This is a genomic window from Chloroflexota bacterium, assembly GCA_026710945.1.
GTDB lineage: Bacteria > Chloroflexota > UBA11872 > VXOZ01 > VXOZ01 > VXOZ01.
The window spans coordinates 20,075-37,290 of sequence record JAPOQA010000046.1; the positions used below are offsets into that span (position 1 = coordinate 20,075).

15 protein-coding genes are annotated in these 17,216 nt (G+C 59.9%); 9 read left to right on the plus strand and 6 right to left on the minus strand.

Annotated features, from left to right (window positions below; all coding sequences use genetic code 11):
• Positions 1 to 73: 73 nt before the first annotated feature.
• Complete coding sequence (locus OXE05_09235) at positions 74 to 1,234, plus strand: Fic family protein (GenBank protein ID MCY4437498.1); 1,161 nt, start codon at positions 74 to 76, stop codon at positions 1,232 to 1,234.
• An 80-nt stretch (positions 1,235 to 1,314) separates the two neighbouring features.
• On the opposite strand, the gene OXE05_09240 is transcribed toward OXE05_09235, so the two are convergent.
• Positions 1,315 to 2,373, minus strand: a complete 1,059-nt coding sequence (locus OXE05_09240; GenBank protein MCY4437499.1) for a hypothetical protein — start codon at positions 2,371 to 2,373, stop codon at positions 1,315 to 1,317.
• An 848-nt stretch (positions 2,374 to 3,221) separates the two neighbouring features.
• Here OXE05_09240 and OXE05_09245 point away from each other — a divergent pair.
• Entirely contained in the window at positions 3,222 to 4,184 is a 963-nt protein-coding gene (locus OXE05_09245; protein ID MCY4437500.1) for a mannonate dehydratase, read from the plus strand.
• A 140-nt stretch (positions 4,185 to 4,324) separates the two neighbouring features.
• Positions 4,325 to 4,477: a hypothetical protein gene (locus OXE05_09250; GenBank protein ID MCY4437501.1), complete on the plus strand. Its 153-nt coding sequence runs from the start codon at positions 4,325 to 4,327 to the stop codon at positions 4,475 to 4,477.
• Positions 4,478 to 4,934: 457 nt separating this feature from the next.
• Here OXE05_09250 and OXE05_09255 read toward each other — a convergent pair whose 3' ends face one another.
• Positions 4,935 to 5,585 (minus strand): NYN domain-containing protein, encoded by a 651-nt coding sequence (locus OXE05_09255; GenBank protein MCY4437502.1) that lies wholly within the window; start codon positions 5,583 to 5,585, stop codon positions 4,935 to 4,937.
• 380 nt (positions 5,586 to 5,965) lie between these two features.
• On the opposite strand from OXE05_09255, the gene OXE05_09260 reads away from it, so the two are divergent.
• The 3 genes from OXE05_09260 to OXE05_09270 all read left to right on the plus strand — a co-directional run bounded on the left by OXE05_09260 (position 5,966) and on the right by OXE05_09270 (position 9,294).
• Positions 5,966 to 7,006, plus strand: a complete 1,041-nt coding sequence (locus tag OXE05_09260; GenBank protein MCY4437503.1) for a dipeptidase — start codon at positions 5,966 to 5,968, stop codon at positions 7,004 to 7,006.
• Positions 7,007 to 7,330: 324 nt separating this feature from the next.
• Positions 7,331 to 7,999, plus strand: coding sequence for a sulfite oxidase-like oxidoreductase (locus tag OXE05_09265; GenBank protein MCY4437504.1), 669 nt, complete (start codon positions 7,331 to 7,333; stop codon positions 7,997 to 7,999).
• A gap of 461 nt (positions 8,000 to 8,460) precedes the next feature.
• The gene (locus tag OXE05_09270) at positions 8,461 to 9,294 is read left to right on the plus strand and encodes a sugar phosphate isomerase/epimerase (protein MCY4437505.1); all 834 of its coding nucleotides are present in this window, start codon (positions 8,461 to 8,463) and stop codon (positions 9,292 to 9,294) included.
• Between the two features lie 126 nt (positions 9,295 to 9,420).
• Here OXE05_09270 and OXE05_09275 read toward each other — a convergent pair whose 3' ends face one another.
• Genes OXE05_09275 through polA form a run of 3 tightly spaced genes read right to left on the minus strand, consistent with a single transcriptional unit; the run spans position 9,421 to position 13,573 of the window.
• Positions 9,421 to 10,140: an NAD(P)-dependent oxidoreductase gene (locus tag OXE05_09275; protein ID MCY4437506.1), complete on the minus strand. Its 720-nt coding sequence runs from the start codon at positions 10,138 to 10,140 to the stop codon at positions 9,421 to 9,423.
• On the minus strand, positions 10,137 to 10,865 hold the full coding sequence (locus OXE05_09280) for an NAD(P)-dependent oxidoreductase (GenBank protein MCY4437507.1): 729 nt from the start codon (positions 10,863 to 10,865) through the stop codon (positions 10,137 to 10,139). Before OXE05_09280 ends, OXE05_09275 begins: the two co-directional genes overlap by 4 nt.
• Positions 10,862 to 13,573: a DNA polymerase I gene (gene polA / locus OXE05_09285; GenBank protein MCY4437508.1), complete on the minus strand. Its 2,712-nt coding sequence runs from the start codon at positions 13,571 to 13,573 to the stop codon at positions 10,862 to 10,864. Before polA ends, OXE05_09280 begins: the two co-directional genes overlap by 4 nt.
• A 296-nt stretch (positions 13,574 to 13,869) precedes the next feature.
• Between polA and OXE05_09290 the strand changes: the two genes are divergently transcribed.
• The 3 genes from OXE05_09290 (at position 13,870) to OXE05_09300 (ending at position 15,827) form a co-directional block, all read left to right on the plus strand.
• Positions 13,870 to 14,514: a hypothetical protein gene (locus OXE05_09290; protein ID MCY4437509.1), complete on the plus strand. Its 645-nt coding sequence runs from the start codon at positions 13,870 to 13,872 to the stop codon at positions 14,512 to 14,514.
• A 9-nt stretch (positions 14,515 to 14,523) separates the two neighbouring features.
• Complete coding sequence (locus OXE05_09295) at positions 14,524 to 14,925, plus strand: hypothetical protein (protein ID MCY4437510.1); 402 nt, start codon at positions 14,524 to 14,526, stop codon at positions 14,923 to 14,925.
• Positions 14,926 to 15,167: 242 nt separating this feature from the next.
• Positions 15,168 to 15,827: a methyltransferase domain-containing protein gene (locus OXE05_09300; GenBank protein ID MCY4437511.1), complete on the plus strand. Its 660-nt coding sequence runs from the start codon at positions 15,168 to 15,170 to the stop codon at positions 15,825 to 15,827.
• Positions 15,828 to 16,579: 752 nt separating this feature from the next.
• Here OXE05_09300 and OXE05_09305 read toward each other — a convergent pair.
• The gene (locus OXE05_09305; GenBank protein ID MCY4437512.1) at positions 16,580 to 16,996 is read right to left on the minus strand and encodes a hypothetical protein; all 417 of its coding nucleotides are present in this window, start codon (positions 16,994 to 16,996) and stop codon (positions 16,580 to 16,582) included.
• Positions 16,997 to 17,216: the final 220 nt, after the last annotated feature.

Sequence of the window (17,216 nt, forward strand, 5' to 3'; positions counted from 1 at the left end):
CGTTGTTTTCGAAAAGATAAACATGCGATAATAAGAGAACCGATTATTCTCACTATCGCTAATGGGAAGCGCCGTGGAAACTGCGTCCGAAACCAACCGCCGTCCTCACGGTCGTCTCGTGAACTGCCCGGGCGGCTACCGGGCGTATGTGCCGTTTCCTTTGCCGCCGCCTCTGACATGGGGGCAGGAACTCACCGTCTGCCTCTCTCCAGCGGACCGGGCTATTGGCGAGCTCGCGGCTGAAGGTAGGCGGCTGCCCAATCCCCATCTTCTGCTCCGGCCTTTTGTGCGCAAGGAGGCCGTTCTCTCCAGCCGCATCGAGGGAATTCAAACAACCCTCGAGGAACTGCTGGCCGCCGAGGCTGGCGCGGCCGGAGTGCACGGATCTGCCGATCTGCGGGAGGTGGCCAACTACGTTACGGCCTTGGAGTACGGACTAGAACGACTCAAGACCTTGCCCGTTTCGTTGCGCCTAGTACGAGAGTTGCACGAAGCGCTCATGCAGGGCGTGCGTGGAGACGTCGCCACACCCGGGGAGTTTCGGCGCAGCCAGAATTGGATCGGGCCGCCCGGATGCACCCTGAACGAAGCTACATACGTCCCGCCGCCGCCAGCGGACATCATGGCCTGCCTGGACGCCTGGGAACGGTTTCTCCACAACGACGCCCTGCCGCCGCTCATTCACGCCGGTCTGGCGCATGCCCAATTCGAGGCGATTCATCCCTTTCTCGACGGTAACGGGCGCGTGGGCCGCCTGCTCATCACACTGCTGCTCATCGAGCGGGATGTCATCTCTTCCCCGCTGCTCTATCTAAGCGCTTTCTTCGAGACTACGCGGGATGAGTACTACGCGCGCCTGCTGGGTGTGACGGCGCGCGGCGCATGGGAAGAGTGGTTGACCTATTTCCTGAGAGGTGTCGCACTCCTATCACAAGACGCCGTGGAGCGGATTCGACGCATCGACCACCACTTCTCTCGCTGGAAACAAGAAATGGCACGCGGTCGGTCTCAGCTCCCAGTAAGGGCGCTCGACCTCTTTGCCGAGAATCCCTTCTGGACTGTGGGCGGCGTCGCAGGCAGGCTGGAGGTGGCGTTCACGACCGCGCAACGCACCCTCGACCGGTTAGAGGCGGCGGGCATCGTTTCCCAGGTTGGGCGGAGACGGCGCAATCGCATCTATCGAGCGGAGAAGATCCTCAGTGTACTGGAGGAGCCGCTGCGCCTAGCAAATTAGAGACTTTGAACATGCAGACAATGCGCCGCTGCCGACTATGGCCAATGGCGGCGCTTGGAGGAAGACCTAGTCACGCTGCGTTACGCTGGAACAAACGCCAAGTACACCTGCGCGTGGCCGGTGATGTCCGACGTGTAGACCACCGCGCGGCCGTCGGGGGTGTACGACGGATGGGGATGCGACCACTGGGGTCCGTAGGCGTCGTCGGGAGCGGTCTCGCCGAAATACGGCAGCGGTTCCGCCCACTGGAAACCTTGCGAAGAAGCCTGCGGGTGGCAGAGCGCCTCGCGCGCGCCGGACGTCGGATCAATGAGCTGCAGTCCTACGTCGGGCAGCGTGGTGTCGCAGACAATCTGCGCGCCGTCGCGGCGGGGCGCGGGGTGCCAGCAATTGAACGCCGCTACGTCACGTTCGCCGCTGCCGTCACGCCGGATGGCTTTCAGCGCATGGGGCCAGTACGTGAAGATGATCTCGTCGTTGGAGAGCCAGGCTTCGTGGGTAATCCACTCTTCACGGGTCTGGTCGCGCAGCGGACGCGGGTTCGAGCCGTCGGCTTCCACCAGCCACATGCGGGGCAGGTCGGACGAAAAAAGCACCGTGCGGCCGTCGGGACTCCACTGCGCGTGGGCCACAAGCTGATCGGTGCCGAAGAGCACGCGTTCGCCGCCGCCGTCGGTGCGTACCGCCAGGATGATGTTCTTGCCGTCCCTCTGGGCCGCCAGCAGGATTTCCGAGCCATCGGGGCTGATGGAGCAGTTGCCGAGCCAGGACGACGGCGGCAGGTTGGTGAGCACCCTCTCCTGGAGCGTTGCCGTGTCAATGGCGCGCAACTGGGTCGTCGCGGCATAGTAGACGTGCCCACCGTCGGGCGAAACGCACGCCGACCACGGAGAAACGTCACCGCTCGTCGTGAGTTGCTGCAGTGCGCCGTCGGGCAATTGAATGCCGTAGAGATTGGGCGCGCCGGCGCGGAAAGACGTGATGATGAGCATGTCGTGGTTGGCCCCCGCCCAGGCGGGATTGAGAAAGTACGGCGCGTGGTTCACGCACGGCGCGTCGGTCAATTGCCAGATGGCAGCGCCGGTCCGCTCGTCTTGGAGTACTTTCTTTTCGGTCGGTAGTTGCGTGGCTATGCTCATCTTCACTCCTCTTTCGCTGCTTTACTTGGCTCGTCGTTGCCTTTGCAGGAAGCATCTCCTGCGCGAAATTGACTAACTGGCAGAATAGGACTTTAGCCGGCCATATGGGTGCCCTCACTCCGGCCCTCTCCCACGGCAAGACTTACCTAGTCCTTGCCGAGGCGAGACAGTCTCCACTCATGAGGGAGACCTTTGCGTAGTTACCAGTGTAGGGGCGAAAATAGGGTAATTCAACCCCAAGCCGTGGGGAGGACGCAATGCACGCGAATTGCGTCGACCGTCACTGGCGGGGTCCTTACTGCCGGAATCGTTGGGACACAGAGAAGTGAGCGGTTGTTTGGGGAGTGGACGGCCACGTTGGTACGGGGACTGTGATAAAGGCTGACTGCGTCAAGGACGCACCGCTTTGGCAACCTAACGCACGGATTGAGGGACAGTAGGACGCAGCAGCGGGGGCACAACTACCAGCGGGTACGGTACCGTGGACTGGCACGCGACAGTGTGACTGGCAGTGCGATTAGCGCTGATGGCGTTCTACCTGAGGAAGGTGGTGGCACTGACGGCAGAGGCAAGATAAAGTGTAACAACAACAGGGAAAGAGCAGAGGATTCGCGCTCGCCACGGCAATAAAGGCACAATCTAAACCGCTCTGCCAGCGATTTGAGGCTGCGGACAGAAAAGGAAGCTGTGTTACCCAACCCAAAGAGCCGCGCCGCATGCCACACCGGAGTAGTGCAAGGGTTTCCGCCGGGAGAGTGGGTAGTTTTTGAGAGCGCGAAATTCCTTGTCCTGCATGGACAAACAGGCTGTTTCCCGTCACGTCTTGTTTAGCACAAGGAGGACCACGCATGAGAGTAGGATTTGGTCAATTCCGTGACCCGTCGCCGGAATATCTCCAATTCGCCGCACAATACGGCGCAACGGACGTGCTGGTGAACACGGCGAATTTGCCGGGCGACAACGGGCGCTGGGAGCTGGATGACCTCGTTAAGCTCCGCGAGACTATCGAGCAGTACGGCTTGAAGCTCTCGGCCTTGGAAAACGTGCCGGTCGAGTTCTACGACCACGTGATGCTGGGCGGTCCGCGCCGCGATGAACAGATTGAGAACATGGTCGCCACTATCCGCAACATGGCACGGGCGGGTATTCCTATCTTTGGCTATCATTGGATGCCGTCGCACGTCTGGCGCACCACGCCCGCGGAGATTCGCTGTGGAGCCGTCGCGACCGCTTTCGACTACGCCGAGGCCGAGCAACAACCGATCAGTCACGGGCGCGAGTACACCGAAGAGGAAGTCTGGGAAAACCTGGAGTACTGGATCAAGCTCATCACGCCCATCGCCGAGGAAGAAGGCATCCGCCTGGGCATTCACCCCTGCGATCCGCCCATGGAGCGGCTCGGCGGCATCCCACTGCTCTTCCGCAACTTCGACTCCTACAAGCGGCTGATCGAGATCTATCCTTCCGACTGCAACGCCATCGAGTTTTGCCAGGGCACGTTTGCCGAGATGCAGGGCGAGGATATCTACGAGATGATTCGCTATTTTGGCGAGCGCAAGAAGATTCTCTATGTCCACTTCCGCAACGTCTCGAGTCCGGTGCCGAAGTTCCAGGAAGAGTTCATCAATACCGGCTACGTGGACATGCACAAGACGATGCAGATCTACCAAGAGGTGGGCTTCGATGGCTTCTTCATCGACGACCACGTGCCGCAGACCGACGGCGATTCAGCCTGGGGCCACCGCGGTCGCGCCTTCGCCAACGGCTACATCCAAGCGTTGATTGACGTGGTGACGAAAGAGGGGAGCTGACGGGGCGTTTCAACTGGACTTATAGTAGGCCAATCCTGTCCCAATTGAATGCGCTGAACAGCTATTCAGGCAAGGGTTCATCTGTCCAGCTAAAAATGTGAGGCACAAGTGCCCAAGGTGAGGACAGTACCTAAGTAAACATGATAGACATCAACTGGAACGACCCGCTGGCCGTCGTGATTAGCCTGCTAATCTTCGCCGCCGGCATCATCGGGTTGGTCTATATGGTGATACCCGAAGACGATGGCGATAGAGGAGATAGCGACATACACAACCTGGCCGGCGATGAGTAGGTTTAGCCGGTATGAACAGGAGGCATTGATGTAACAAATGGAACAATATGAAACCACAATAAGCAAGTTCATATCGGAAGGAGCGCCGCGACGCGTTGCGGAGCGAGCCATCGAAGCGGCTGTGGAAGGGGTGCGTGCAGGCACAAGGGCCCCGCTCAACCATGATCAAGACCTGACATTTGAGGGATGCTACAAGCCACGTTGCGGACACGACACCCAAGACTTTGGATTCGGCTGCCCTAAAATTGTGGCCTGCCCCAAATGTGGGGAGGAAACATGGCACTTGCAGTTCGTCACAATTTATAGGGCGCCCCCATATCCTCCAATGGTCATTTGCTTGGAGGAATTTAACGCTAGCGTCTAACCCGATTCCACGGCGCGGTCAAGAAAACCTGGTGCTTACCGGCTAGAAAGGCTGTGACCCGGGCCTTAGCGCCAAAAATATGGGGGCACTCTCCTACTGCCTGCGGAGCTTTTCCCTCATTGGGTAAATGTCAAAAGACGCCCAGCATGACGTGGCAAGGTGGGCACCGGAAGGAGGAAAGCCCGCCTGGATCAGCTTTAGGCCACGTGAATCAAGGAACTCAACAGCCGGAACGAAGTCACTATCAGACGAGACAACGACACCGACGTCATAGGCATCTTCCCATGCAAGCCGAACCATGTCCGTTACCATAGCGGTGTCGATCCCCTTCTCCTCTGTCGCAGCTATCGGCTCATCGCAATGGGGGCATTGTTCGATTGACTTTCTGCAACTTGGACACGTTGGAGATCTTTTCCGGCGTCTTTCCTTTACCATTACCTGAATGCCTGGCTGTCGGTCAAGCCATGTCATCAGCCACTTCTTGAGTCGGGCATCTGTATCGCCAACTTTGTAGGAGGCATAGACAATAGCGCCATCGTACGAGTAGTCGCGCAAGCCTACTATTCTCGCAGCTTCGGAGGCCATGGCTTGAGGAAACGATCTCCAATCTATCTCGAAACGTGCATCGGCGTTCCCAGTAGACTCTGCCTCTCTACTGTTGAAGGCAAGCTGCAGGTTCCAGAAGTCAATGAAAACTCTGACGCGGTCCCGTCTGTGAGGTTGGAACTGTTGTTCGATAGCCATGGGCATATGTATGATTCAAGGGGTGCATTATTCTAATGCACCCCTTGGGGTTTAGACTATCAGCAGCTGCCCGAAGTGGGTTACTAATGCCGCCGATGGGTTTGTATGCATCCATTATAGACTATTCGTAAAGGAATTGAGACAGATTTGAGACTATTCTTAGCCCCTTTTCTGCATGAAATAAGCGCAAGTTTCTGCCAATTTTGGCGTTGAATTGTAGCGCCAAGCCGGGTTTTTTCCAAAGATCGCCCTCCACTGGCTACGCTTTGGGAGCCGTTCACATTCTGAGGCATTCGACCAGACAAAGCACAGTACATGGAATTAGCTCACTTGTTTTGAACGCCTTGGTTTTTCTCACTTCAAGTTCATAAGGAGCAAGCATGACTACCGAATCTACAGCCTCTCAGTTGCACAACTCGTCCCTCGTTATCGACTCCCACAACGACGCTATCGTCGCCTATCTGCTACGCAAAGGGGAAAGCATTGCCGGTCCGGATGCACCGGCGCGCTCGGAGCCCGAGAGCGTGGTGACGTTCCTGCGGGGTTCGCTCATGCCCGGCGGGCGCGAGATGCAGGTAAACATCCCGAAGCTCCGCGCGGGCGGCATAGACGTTGTTTACTGCGCGGTGGACGTCACCCGCGCCTGGGGCAATCACCTGCTCTACGCCATGGATGCCTTTGGCTGGTTTCTCGCCGAGGTGGACGCCCATGCCGATCAGATTGCCATTGCGACCACGGCGGAAGAGATTGAAGCCATCGCGGCGAGCGGCCGGATCGCCGCCGTGCTCACCATCGAGAATTCCGAGGTCTTGGAGCGCAGCCTCTGGGTGCTGCCGGTGCTCCAACGGCTTGGCGTGCGCTCTATGACGCTCACGTGGAGTTACCGCGCCCATGCCGCCGACGGGGCGTTTGAAAACGTGACCGGCGGCGGCCTGACGCACTTTGGGCGCGATCTGGTGCGCTCCATGAACGAACTCGGCATGATTGTGGACATCTCCCACATCAGCGATCAGGGCTTCTGGGATGTGATGGACGTGACGAACGCACCCATCATCGGCTCCCACAACGCCTGCCGCGCCCTGTGCGAGCATCCGCGCAACCTCACCGACGACCAAATTCGCGCCGTGGCAGACAACGGCGGCGTGGTCGGCGTGACGTACGTGCCCGCGTTCGTGGATGCCGACGAAAGCAAGCGCACGCTGGACCGGCTGCTCGATCACTTCGACCACATCGCACAGGTAGCCGGCACCGACTGCGTCGGCCTGGGCTCGGACTTCGATGGCGGCGGCGACGTGCTGAAAGACGCCACCGTGGTGCCGCAGATCACCGAGGGCTTGCTGGCCCGCGGCTGGCAGGAAGACGACCTGCGCAAAATGCTGGGCCTCAACCACCTGCGTGTCTTCCGCCAGGTGTGCGGCTGAGCGCGCACAAGCTCCCCAGCAGCTATGCTAATCTGGGAAGTGAGAGTGGCTGTATCCGGCACGAGCCGATGATGAAGCACTACGGTATCGCGCTGATCATATTTCGGTTTAGGCTCTTACTCCGTGCTCCGCAGGTTACAAACCTGCGCTACCGGGGATTGGATCTCGGCATAGGGTAGGTGCGCTCGATTGGATTGCGTCTTTTAGCTTGGCGGCTATTGCCAAAATAGCGGCCATTGAGGCGCATACTTCAGCGTAAGAACCTGATCAAGCGGCAGATGCGGATTGGACTTTGGGCAGGTGTGGAAAGTAGGGAGAACTACGATGGAACTCGGACGATTCCTTTCAAGTTTTGGCAGACAGTCAGGCGACGACGCGGTAATGCCGGAGAGCGTGCGCGAAGAAGCTGCAGACGCGCTCGACGCCCGGCCCACTGACCAATCGCGCGTGCCGCCGGGCCAGTGGATAACCCGCGGCTGGCCGGTGCTCACGTACGGCTCCACGCCCCGTTTCGATCCCGCCAGATGGGACCTTCGCATCGTCGGCCTGGTGGAGAACCCGCTCACTTGGGACTACGAGACCTTTATGGATCTGCCTACCAAGAAGGTGCTCTGCGACATCCACTGCGTTACCACGTGGAGCTTGCTCGATAATGTGTTCGAGGGCGTGCCGGCTCTGCATGTAGCCGAACAAGCCCAGATATCGCCCAGCGCCACCCACGTCATCGCCCACGCCGAACAAGGCTACACCGCCAATCTGCCCTTGGCGGACTTCCTTCGCGACGACGTGCTGCTGGCGTACAAGCACAACGGCGAGAATCTCGCGCACGACCACGGCTGGCCGCTGCGCTTGATGGTGCCCCACCTCTATTTTTGGAAGAGCGCCAAATGGCTGCGCGGCTTGGAATTCGTGAACGCCGACGCGCCCGGTTTCTGGGAACAGCGCGGCTACCACATGCGCGGCGACCCCTGGACCGAAGAGCGCTACGGATAGCACAGCGGTGCAATAGTCTAGGCCATCAAGATCGAGTTGCGGAGTATGGCGGACCCTGCACTCCGGTAGCGCAGGTTTGCAACCTGCGTCCGCAGTTGTTAGAGAAACAAACACACGGGCACGACGTGTCGTGCCGCTACAACCCGCCGGTGCGGATGACTGTGGATGTAGGTTGTCCCGCTCCGGTAGCGCAGGTTTGTAACCTGCGTCCACGGCTTCTTGAGAGGTAAACGTACGGGCACGACATGTCGTGCCGCTACAACCCGCCGGGGCGATAAACTGTGTATGAAGGTTGTCCCGCTCCGGTACCGCAGGTTTGCAACCTGCGCCCAGGTGTCCCGGATGAGTGGCGAGGGCGAAGCGGCGTCTTACGGTATTGAACAGGTGTTGTAGGGGCACGATATATCGTGCCCCTACGTGCGGCGAACGGAAATTCGGGAGAAAACCTCAAAGGATCTGAAATGACGAACACAAGCTGCTCCACGGCGCTCTTTCGAGACCGCGAACTGCCTGCCGCTCTTGACGCCATTGCCGCGGTGGGCTTTCCTCAGGTGGAACTCAACGTGCGGGAGCCCCACGTCCATGGGTCGGATGCTGCAGAAGAGCGCCGTCTCCTGGAGCTCTTTGCGGGGCATGCGGTGCACGCGCGGACGATGCACGCGCCGTCGGGCCGCAGCATCCTGGCCGCGTTGGATGACGAGTGGCGACGGGAGAGCGTTGCCGTGCTGAGCGGATACCTGCGGCTGGCCGGCAGTCTTGGCCTCACGGAGATGGTCATTCATCCCATTCCAAATCCGGATTATGTTCCCGACACTGACGACCCGGCACTGCCGCAGCGGTTGCGTGATGGCATTCAGGGCTCTCTGGACGCCCTGCTGCCCGTCATCGAAGAAGCAGGGGTGCGCGTGACGTTGGAGAACCTGCCGTATCCGGACATGCCGCTCAATAACATGGAAGAACTGCGCGAGGTCGTAGCTCCCTACCCCAGTGATGCGGTGGGTCTCATCATCGACCTAGGACACGCCGGCAAGGTCAGGCGCGATCCGGCGGACGAGATTCGCGCTGCCGGAGAACGCCTCTGCGGCACGCACATCCACGACCTCGACTCGCCCAACGGCGACGTCGATCACCACTCGCCGGCCCTCAACTCCTATGACTGGGCCGCAATCCGGCAGGCGTTCGCCGCAATCGGCTACGCGGGTCCCTGGACCATGGAAGTTTCCAAGACGAGCCGCGGCGAGAGTCTGGAAGAACTGGCCGGGGAAATCAGCGCCTGGCTGGCCGGATGGCTGTAGCAGCCTGAGAGCGAAGGTGGTCCCCGGCTACACCCCCCTGGACTCCGGTTTGCGCCGGAGTGACAGCTCCGTGGTCAACCGCGTCTTTCAATTCAATTACTTTGGCAAGCGCCGCCGAAATGACCTCTATCGCCGTCGCCATGTTGCTTCCAACCGGTCCTGTGGCGTGAAGCCGAGGAGTCGCTCGTTCTTTTCGTTGGAATACCGCTGGTGCGGCAGGTCGGCGTGGATGTTGAAGACCTCGCAGCGGGAGGGGAGCGTTGCCAGGTCTACCGTGAGACCCAGGCGAATGGCCTGCGCCGCGTCGCGCCACGTGATGGCGAAGGGGTGGTTGCTGCCCGGTTCCGGCGCGTCGTGGTCACGAAAGCTGAAGAAGAGGAAGCAGAGCACGTGGACGTTGTGGTTCTCCGTGAAGACCTTGCAGATCTCCTGTCCCAGCCCTTTGCTGAGCGCGTAGAGATTGGTGCTGGGATGCGGCGGCACGTCGGGGCTGATCTCATAGTCAAAGGTCGTGTAGGTATCGCCCTCGATCGTAAAGTGCGGGCCGGTATTGAGCACGCGCGGGATGCCATGAGCGACGGCGGCACGCATCATGTTGTAGCAGCCGCGTGTATTCACGTCGAAAGCCACCTGGCGGTCGGGCCGCACCACTGAACAGTTGACGATGGCGTCCATGCCCTCCGCCGCGCGGAGCACCTCTTCCGGTGAGCCAATATCCACGGGCCGAAACTCATGGGGTGTGTCCACTGGAATAATGTCCGTGACGCACAGCGTATGTTCTCCTTCGAGCGCACGAATGACGTAGGGTCCGAGACGCGCCGCACCGCCGAGAATCAAGACGTTCATGATGCTTCCCCCGCGTGGCGCTGGCGTGGAGCATAGCCGAGCGCAGCCCGCGCCTTGTCCGTGCTGAAGCGCGCCTCCGGGAATGCGGACTGAATGTGGTAGACCGCCCACGGTTCCGGCGGCGCTGCCAACGCGCACTGGAAAGCGTGCACGGCGTCAGCACGAGCCAGCCACAGCGGATCATCCGGCTGCGCGTCAGCGTCGTCTGAATGTTCCAGTTTCCCCAAGCGCAGGCAGGTAATGGCAAGGCGTCCTTCCCGCGCGAATTCGCGGCAGGTGAATTCACCTAGGTGCTGCGCCAATATCGTCGGCTCCGGGGAAGGCCGGGGCCGCCACTGTTCGTCGACGGCCCAATCCTCTTCACAACCCGTAAACAGGCTCAGGCTGCTGGCGTAGATGCACCGAGGCACGCCGGCCTCGCTGGCGGCGAGCAAGAGGTTATAGGTGCAGCGGGTCTGATAGTCGATCAGCCGGTTCGCTGAGTCTGCTGCATTGCCAGTTGCATCATCAGCGTACGTTGAAAAGCAATCGGCCAGATGGATGAGCACGTCCACATCTTCCACCAGCCGGTCGGTTGCCGCAGCGTGACCGAGGTCGCAGCGCACAAAAGGGAATGGAGTTGACACGTCCCCGACATCGGTCAGGCGTACGTTATGCTCACTTGCGAACGCTGCCGCCAGGTCTGCGGCCAACGCGGAAGCGGCGGAAGTAATGAGAATGTTCACCCCAGCGGCTCCATTTCATCCCAGCTCGCCCCTACCTTCGCATCCACCTTAACCGGCACGGCCAGTGCGACGGCATTCTCCATGAGCGGCACCACCAGATCGGCGCTCGCATCTAAAACGGCCTCATCGCACTCAAAGACAAGCTCATCGTGCACCTGCAGCAGCATGCGCACCGGCAGTCCGGTTGCCGCCAGTTGCTCGGCCACGTGCAGCATGGCTACTTTGATGATGTCGGCGGACGTGCCCTGCACGGGCATGTTGATGGCCATCCGCTCAGCGGCCTGGCGCACGTTGAAATTCGATGCCTGCAACTCCCGTATGTAGCGGCGGCGTCCCAAGACCGTCTCCACGTAGCCGTGTTCATGTGCGAACTGCTTCGTCTTATCCATGTACAACCGCACACCGGCATAGGTGTTTAGGTAATTCTCGATGAAGTCCGCCGCTGCCTTGAAGTCAAGGTCGGTACGTTGCTCCAGCCCGTGAGCGGTCACGCCGTAGATGATGCCGAAGTTCACGGTCTTCGCCGTGCGCCGCATGGCAGCGGTAACGTCGTCCATCGCCACGTCGAAGAGCTGGCTGGCAGTGAAGGAGTGAATGTCCTCCTCGTTGCGAAACGCCTTGCAAAGCTCCTCATCTTGGCTCAGGTGCGCCAGCACGCGCAGGTCGATCTGCGAATAGTCGGCGGCCAGCAACACGTGATTGGGGGCGCCCGCGACGAACGCCTTGCGAATCTTGCGCCCCTCGTCGGTGCGGATGGGAATGTTCTGCAGGTTGGGATCGTTTGACGAGAGCCGCCCGGTGGCCGCGCCGGTCTGCTCGAATGACGTGTGGATGCGGTGCGTCTGCGGATTCACCTTGGTCGGCAGCGCGTCGAGATAGGTGGACTTGAGCTTCGTAAGCTGGCGGTATTCAAGTACGTGCCCAATTACGGGATGTGCCTCCCGAAGCGCTTCCAGGATCGAGGAATCGGTGGAAAACCCGGTCTTCGTTTTCTTGGTCAACTCGATGCCAAGCTCGTTGACGAGGATATCGCCGAGTATCTTGGGCGAGTTGATTTTGAATTCATGCCCGACATCCTCATATATCTCGCCCGTGATCTTCTCGATGCGCCCTGCCATGTCTTCTGTAAGCCGCTGGAGCAGGTCCACGTCCACGGCGATGCCTGCAAACTCCATGTGCGCAATCACGGTGGCCAACGGCAACTCAAGCTCATCATGCAGCTTGCGCACGCTCCGTTCATCGAGGACTTTGCTCAGGGCAGCGCGGAGAGCCAACAGCACTTCTGCTTCATGCGCGGCTGTCTGCGCCAAGGCAGCGGGATCGGCGCCGGCCAGCGCTTTCTTGCGGTCGCGCAAGTCGTCCACGCTCTCCATCGTCGCTCCGAGTACGTCAAAGACCACGTGCTTAAGCGCGGTGGAGCGCGTGCCGGTGACGTTAGCCAGATAGCCGGCCAGGTGGCAATCGAAGACGACACCGGACAGGAAGATGCCTTGAGCCAGCAAAGCCAAACTCAAAGTCTTGGCATCGAATACGACCTTAGGCACATTCGTGTCGTCGAGCACGGGCCTGACGGCCTGAAGCGCAGAAGCATCGGCCACGTCAACGTATGCGGCTTCGCTGTCACCCCACGCAAGTGCGAGACCAAGCAGCCGGGGCCAGGCGGGTGGATCGGGGTCTAGGACTGGCGTCACGGCAACTTCACCGACGTCACGCAGCGCGGCGCACAGTTGCTCTATGGCGCCGGACTCGCTCAGAACCTGAGCCTGTGTGTCAGTCTTGGTCTCGCCAAAGAGCGCGCTCTGCTCCGGCGCCCCGGCCGGTTTTGGCAGGCGATCGAGCAATGAACGAAAACTCAACTCTTGGAACAAGGCGAGCACTTGCTCCCGATCGTAATCCCCCAATTCGCTAGCCCCGGGATCGAGCGCAATGTCCACGTCCCGCACAATCGTCACCAACCCGCGACTCTGCGCAAGCTGCTCCCTGTCCGCCGCCAGCGCCTTCTGTTGGCGCGTGGGCAGCTCATGGACATTGCTAAGGATACCTTCGATATCACCGTACTTCTGCAGGAGCGTTCCGGCGGTCTTCTTGCCGATGCCGCGCACGCCCGGCACGTTATCGGAAGTATCGCCCACCAGGGCCTTATAGTCGATGACTTGTGCGGGGGTGAGTCCTTCAAAGCGCGCCGCTACCTCCGCGGGGCCGACCTCTGCCAGCTCGCCGGTGCGGGGCCGGGGCACGAGCAAGTGCACCACGTCGTCTACAAGCTGGTAGGCGTCGGTGTCGCCGGTCACGATAAAGGTGGGAATCTCCTGCTCCGCCGCCTGGCGCGAAAGGGTGCCGAGCACGTCATCAGCCTCATAGCCCTCCACCGCGAAGATGGGAATGCTGAATGTATCCACCACCTGCCGCACCCGGTCCATCTGCTGATAGAGCAGCGGATCGCCTTCCGGACGCGTCGCTTTGTATTCGGCGAACTGCTCGTGGCGAAAAGTGGGACCCGGCAGATCAAAGGCCACGACGACGTACTTCGGCTTGATCATATTGATCACGTAGAGCAATGTGTTCGTGAAGCCAAAGACCGCATTGGTCGGCTCGCCGGAAGCGCTCGCAAACTCTTTCGGCACCGCGAAGAACGCCCGATGGACGATGGAGTGTCCGTCTATGAGGACAAGCGAATCGGCCGGCATCTTGGCTTTTGTGGGACTCATCGGGGGAAATCCTATTGCTCGTTTTGCTGCCAGGCGCGCCTACTTCTCGTTTTCTAGCATACGCCGCCACGATGCCCTGGGCAACACTACAACGCGATTTCGAAGCGCCTGCCAGCGGCAGCGGGGGCGTAAGGGGACGAAGTTTTCTGGTAGGGTTGCAAGGAGATGCATTCAGTAATTGGTGAAGAGTATCCGGCTCAGTTGCAGCGCGCCGCCTCCCTCCGTTGGCGAGGACTGCCGTGTCCACACTGGTCCCGCACCTAGCGGCGAGGGCGGAGTGAACGTCAGGAGAAGTCGTGCAACTCAGACACTTCTTCGTTCGCAATAGCGACGCCCCGGAACTCATCGAGCTCTTTCTCGTCGCGGGCATCGCGTCGGTGTTGGCAATCCGAGGCGCCCTTGCCGCCACCGGCTATCCGCAGTTGGGCGGCGATGGACTGCACATTGCGCACATGCTCTGGGGCGGCCTGTTCATGACCGTGGCCCTGCTCCTGCTATTTGCCGCGTTGGGCCGGGTGGCCCAACGGCTGGCCGCAATCTTGGGCGGCATAGGGTTCGGCACGTTCATCGATGAGTTGGGCAAATTCATCACCAGCGACAACGACTATTTCTACGAGCCCACCATCGGCCTGATCTACATTATTTTCATCGCGATCTTTCTGGTGCTCGAAGCCTTTCGACGGCAGGAGCCGGGACCGACGGAGGCGCTGGCGAACGCCTTCAACCAATTGGAGTTGGCCGCCGGCAGACCGCTCGACGCCGATACCAAGCGCACAACCCTTGATTTGCTGGCGAAGTCCGATACGTCCGACCCAATTGTCCAAGGGCTAACCAGGTTTGTGCGGACTATCGAACCGCAGCCCGTACCGGACATGGGCTTCTACTTTCGGGTGCGGGACTACGCCGTGCGTCTCTACAGCCGGGTGGTGCTGTCGCGGTAGTTCAGGCCGGTGCTCATTGGATTCTTCCTGTTGTTTGCCGTTGTACAGATTGCCATAGTGCTGCTCATTGGTGCGGCCGGGCTTCTTGCCGGCGGGTTCGACGAGATGCAGCTAGGGTTCACAGGCACTGCCACCCTTTGCTCTGTGGCGGTTACCGGTTTGCTGACGCTCATTGGCATCCTTCAGTTAAGACGTTCGCGACTTGCCGCCTACCACTGGTTTGTGCGCAGCGTGCTGGTGAGCATCTTCGTGACACAGGTGTTTACGTTCTTGGAATCGGAACTCTCGGCGCTTTGGGGCTTTTCGCTCGACATCCTGATATACACCGCGCTCAAGATCATGATCGAGCAGGAGCAACGCATTGAATCGGGTGCAACGGCTCCGACTGCGCCGGCCGAGGGGAAATCCTGAGAAGCGCTCTTCGCCGCAAAGAAGAGCGGCTGCGCCGCAGTGCTCCGGCCCTATGGGGAAAGGCAGGCACTACGGCAGTCTGCCATGCATGTTTTCCCTCACCGGTAGTTTGGCCGGGTTTTGCGGGGAAAGCCGCCAAGAGATGGATAACACGGCGGGACGGCCCACCTGCATGGCATACTCTACACACATACGTGCACCTATGACATTAGGGGCGCTGTCTCAAATCAGAAAGCTATGTGATGCTACCGGTACCCAGAACCAAGGCGCAGGCACGGGCAAGCTACGACAGGATGAGCCGCTCGTACGACCTCTTTGCCGGCGCCTTTGAAAAACGACTGCGCGATCAAGCGTTGGAGCGGCTGGGCATAGCAACGGGCGAGACTGCCTTGGAGATCGGCTTCGGTACGGGACACAGTCTGGTGCAGATCGCTCAAGCCGTGGGCGCCAATGGCCGCGTGCACGGCGTGGACCTCTCCGCCGGCATGCGTGAGGTCAGCCAACGGCGGCTGGACCGGACTGGAATGTCGAAGAGAGTGGCATTGCATTGCGGCGACGCGGCACATCTGCCGTATGCAGATGAGACCCTCGATGCCGTCTTCATGAGTTTCACCCTGGAACTGTTCGATACGCCCGAAATCCCAATCGTGCTCGGCGAGATCAGGCGGGTGCTGAAGCCGAACGGCAGGCTGGGCGTGGTCAGCTTATCGCGAGAGGACGGCATTTCGCTGATGGTGCGGGTGTATGAATGGCTGCACCAACGCCTGCCGCAGCTCATAGACTGCCGGCCCATCTACGTGGAGCAGGCGCTCAAAGAGGCCGGTTTCCAGCTAACTCACAGCGAAAGAGAGAATCTCTGGGGTCTGCCGACAAAGATTGCGGTGGGGGTGAAGGACCTCTAAGTGAGAGCCTGCAATACTATTGAGATTCGAATTCGGCATCCTTCGTTCAAACCTCGTGCAGTTCGGTGGCTTGTCCCCCGCTCTGGGAAATCCACCTAATCAATGGGCGGATGGGTTCCCCGCGGGCGCGGGATGAACTTTAGTTAGCGCCGCGCTCGACGTAGTCGTTGGGGCGAGGATCGTAACACTCCAACTCTCTCATCGGTGACCTTCGCGTAACTAGCCCCTGAGGAAAGTGTGTTACCCCCTCTCCCCGGGAGGCGGTCTCATAAGTCGACTCGATAGGCGAGATCGTGCTTCGATCCTTCGGCAAGCCCGTCCTGAGCCTGTCGATGGGTCGAAGGGCAAGTCTACCCGGAGCGATGCATTTATAGGGACGGCCTTCTGGTTAGAGGGAGTATTTCTCGCTCCGCCGTCCGGAAATGCGCCAAGGTCTCCCAAGAGGATGCCCCCGCATTGCTTCTGTCCGGCTTCAAATAGAGGTTATTCCCGTAAATGTCAGGTAATTCGTTGACAGATTTGGTAGAAGAAACATGGGAGCAGAACTCTGTGCTTGCCTACATACATGTCATTCCGAACGGAGCGTAGCGGAGTGTCGCTCTTAGCGCGGAATCTAGAGTGCTGAGGCCGTGAAAGTGTGTTAAGCAGGGACCCTAGATTCCGCGAACAGGGTTCGACGCTACGCTCGGAATGACAAGGCCTTGTAGCGCTTTCTACGGGAAAGCGAATTCTGTCAACAAATTACTCAACACTTACAATTCCCAGGGATTCTCCTGCGCCGCGAGCTCAGCACGAATGAACAGGTACGCCTGCAAGCAGGCCAGTTCAGGCGTTTCCGCTACCACGTCGGCGATGCGGCGGCTCACTTCGTCAAAGCAGATGCAGGCAAAGTCGCCCTGATAGCAATCTAGCACGGTGTGGGGCGAGACCGCGTTCAGCATTGCAAGCAGCTGATCGAGGCGGGGCAGCCAGCAAACGGTGCGGTCGGTTACGAGTTCACTTCCGCGTTTCGCGGCGCCATCATCGAGCAGGCTTACCGCGTCATCCTGCATCACCCAATCGCCGACGGTCGGCGTCCACTGCCCAGACAATTCTCTGCGCGCCGCCCGGCACCGCTGGACGTAGCCTGGTGGAAATGGATGGGTTCTTTCCGGCTCGGCTTCGGACATCGAGGGTCTGAGCCTCTCTACGCATTATGAGACCGGCACAACCGGCCGCCGCCGCGGCAGCGCTACCCAGTGTATCATGGAAGATGAGGAGCGGTGATTGGGGGTCGTGCGTCCGTTATTCGAGTGCTGAATCGGACGACAAGCAGATGGACACATGCGCACGTTCTGCCTTCCCGGCCGCTGGCGCAAAGTCAACGATCTCCTGTCGAACCAAACCTAA